This is a genomic window from Streptomyces sp. NPDC050610, assembly GCF_040654875.1.
Lineage (GTDB): Bacteria > Actinomycetota > Actinomycetes > Streptomycetales > Streptomycetaceae > Streptomyces.
In genome coordinates this window covers 1-3,036 of record NZ_JBFAIV010000088.1, presented here as the reverse complement: position 1 = coordinate 3,036, position 3,036 = coordinate 1, and the positions used below count along the sequence as shown (strand labels likewise).

Below are 3,036 nucleotides of genomic sequence, written 5' to 3'. Positions count from 1 at the left end.
AATGCGGCAGGGGGAGCAGCGTGACCACACCATTCTTCCATCGGCCCCACAGGGAAACGTCGCGTGTGAGTTCGTGCAGCATCGAGTAATGCTCACCATGTGGTGCTTCGTGCAACTCGCAGGAAATCCACGAGTGGCGAGCCCATCCGGGTTGGGCCGATCGTGTGACCATCTCAGCCACCAGGAAGGGGAAGACGATCGCCTTGGACTGGCACGTCCCGCTCACGGCTCGACGACCTCCTCCTGGACCAGACCGGAGTTCTCCAACAGGAAGCGGAGCGTGTATCCCAGGCTCTGGACCCGACACGACGCAGACAGCAGCCCGGAGCCCAGCCCCTCATCAACCTGGTATTGGACCTGGCTCAGGTATGTCCGTTTCAGGGACCATTCCTTAGACCCGCGCCAGAGGCGGTCAACCTGAGATGCGGCCAAGGGGAAGAGGCGTTCAATGTGGTGGAGCAAGGACGCATGTATGACGCAGAGTTCCGGGTACGGGGGCAGCGCCGACCGCTTGGCCAGGGCGCGACGGACCACGTCTTCGATCTCGGCAACGTCCACGAGCGGCCTGGGGGCGTCCGCCATCCGCACCGGTGCATCTGCGGTGAGCGGGTAACTTCCCACCGTTTCCTGCACGTTCGTTCCAGTCTGCGGCTGCATGGCAAACAGGATCACGGTGCGCAGGCCCTAAAATCGCCATCCACGTGATTACCCATGGTGGGTAAATTCGCTAGTAGCCTCTCCGCCAAGCAACACGCCGCAACAACCGGAGTGCCGCTCATGCCCAAGTACGAGCAGCCAGCAGGGCTACCGCCCCGCCTGCTGAGCGACGCAGCGATGATCCGCGCTTGCCAGGAGCGTGACTTCTCGAAGATTTTCGAGCTGGCGAAGAGCCGGGGCGGGTTCTACCCGTCGCGGATCGCGCGCCATTGCGACATGACGCCCAGCCGCGTCAGCGAGGTGCTTTCCGGCCGGCGGGCCATCAAAGACATGAGCGTCATCGAGCGTGTGTCTGACGGGTTGCGAATCCCAGGCCACATGCTCGGACTGGCCCGGCGAGCGTGGGAGACGCCCCCAGCCCTGACGGGACGCCCGGCCGCAGCCCCCAGCGTCCTGATGGCATCAGACGTTGAGCGCTCCGAACCCGTCAGTGCTCTTCCCAGCGTGGACCTGGACAGCATTCTGGCCGTTGCCGCCGGGCCGCAGCTCAGCCCATCGATGCTGCGCGCGCTCCACTCGTCGATTGAGGACTACTGGCGTCGCGATGACGAGCACGGAGGCGAAGCACTGCGTCCCGCCGTCGTCGGCCAACTTCGGTACGTTGTCGGGTTGATCAAGGAAGCGCCTGAAGGAGAGTTCCGGCGCAGCCTGTACGGCATTGCTGCCGAGTTGGCCCGGCTTACTGGTTGGACGTACTTCGATGCCCGCCAGTACAGCCAAGCCCGCGTCTACTTCGCCGAAGCCCTGCAACTGGCCAAGGCCGTGGAGGACCACCAGTTCATGGCGAACGTTCTGTCCTGCATGAGCTTGCAGGGCACCTACGAGGACCGGCCGGCAGACGCCGTGGCTCTTTCAACAGCGGCGCAGGACAGCGCTCGCAAGCGTCTGGGAACCCCACGGGTGATGGCCATGCTCTCTATGCGCGAGGCATTCGCCCACGCGTCGATGAACAACGGCCGTGCGACACATGCCGCGATCGCCGAGGCGCATCGGCAGTTCGAGCGGATCTCCAGTGCTGATCCGGACCCGGCGTGGGTGACGTACTTCGACGAACCCAAGCTCATCGTGGACACCGGCATTGCCCGCGCACGGTTGGGCGAATCCGCTGCTGCCGAACCGCTGATCGCCGACGCCTTGAGGCGGGAACCCGTGAGCAACCACCGCGGCCGCGCCTTCCACACTTTCTGGCTAGCCACGGCTCAACTTCAACAGGGCAAGGTCGAGAGGGCATGCCACACCGCCACCACGGCTCTGGAATCGGCGACAGGAGTCGGCTCTGAACGCATCACGGGACACCTCCGTGAGTTCCATCAACTGCTGACCCCGTTCAGCAACGAGCCCGCAGCCGTCGCGTTCGAAGCACAGCTACGGGCCATGTTGCACTGAACGTCAGCGGATCGCCTCATCCATCAGCACGTATAGCAGGCCGACGAGAGAACCACTGCTGACGACCTCCCGTCGGTCGATCAGTCCACGCACCCTGTCCAGCGGCATCCACTCGATGCGATCGGACTCGTTCTTCTCTGTCGGGGCCCCGATTTGAGTAGCGCCGTCGGCCCGGAAGACGTAGTGCTGCGAGTCCGTGATGCCATTCGCGGGTTCCGCGTAGATCAATGGCTTCATGGGGCCGGGACGCCAGCCAGTCTCTTCCTCTACCTCTCGTGCCGCAGCCGACTCGGGGGACTCACCCTCTTCTATCAGTCCCATGGGCAGTTCCCAGGCCCACGAGTCCGTGATGAAACGGTGCCGCCACATCATGAGGATTTCCCGCTGATCGTTAACCACGGCCGCAACGGCGAGGTGGCGCAGCCGTACGACGTGGTGTTCCCAACGGCGTCCGTCCGGCTGCTCAACATCGACAAGGCACAGGTTCACCCAAGGGTTGGTGTAGATCTGCCGTTCGCCGTAGGTCTTCCACTGCATGCTCACTGCCCCTCTCGCGTGACCTACAGCATTCCAGACAGGTCACTCGACGAGCAGGCGGCCACTCGGCCCCTCGTGTCAGCCGATGCGGGAGGCCGCTGGCGGACGCTTCGAGACGGGGGAGTCTCTCTTGGCCGTGCGTCAGCGTGAGGCCCCGGAGGAACCAGGCACAGCGTCGACAGTTGGGCCGTTCCCTGCGATCGATCGATAGCCGACACTCGTTGACGGCAACCCTGACGGCAACGTGGACACATCGAGGCCAACAGCAACGGTCAGCGGTACCCAGGTGGGCCGTCCAGACCTAGGGCCTGTATTGAGTCGTGATCGGTTTGCTGGATTCGCCCTCGTTCCGGGGGCGGATGCGGTAGTCCGGTGTGTATGACGCGTGCGCAGCTG

The 3,036-nt window shown here is 64.1% G+C and carries 3 protein-coding genes and 1 pseudogene; 1 reads left to right on the top strand and 3 read right to left on the bottom strand.

The window, feature by feature from the left end; genetic code table 11:
• Positions 1-226 (bottom strand): annotated as a pseudogene (locus tag AB0I22_RS39635) (hypothetical protein); the annotation flags it as partial.
• The gene (locus tag AB0I22_RS39630) at positions 223-657 is read right to left on the bottom strand and encodes a DUF6415 family natural product biosynthesis protein (RefSeq protein WP_363135891.1); all 435 of its coding nucleotides are present in this window, start codon (positions 655-657) and stop codon (positions 223-225) included. The gene AB0I22_RS39630 and the pseudogene AB0I22_RS39635, both read right to left, overlap by 4 nt.
• Positions 658-777: 120 nt before the next feature.
• Here AB0I22_RS39630 and AB0I22_RS39625 point away from each other — a divergent pair, with 120 nt between their 5' ends.
• On the top strand, positions 778-2,103 hold the full coding sequence (locus AB0I22_RS39625; protein WP_363135890.1) for a hypothetical protein: 1,326 nt from the start codon (positions 778-780) through the stop codon (positions 2,101-2,103).
• 3 nt (positions 2,104-2,106) lie between these two features.
• Here the strand turns inward: AB0I22_RS39625 and AB0I22_RS39620 are convergent, their stop codons facing one another.
• Positions 2,107-2,640 carry an NUDIX hydrolase gene (locus AB0I22_RS39620; protein WP_363135889.1) on the bottom strand — a complete coding sequence of 178 codons (534 nt, stop codon included), beginning with the start codon at positions 2,638-2,640 and terminating at the stop codon, positions 2,107-2,109.
• Positions 2,641-3,036 lie beyond the last annotated feature (396 nt).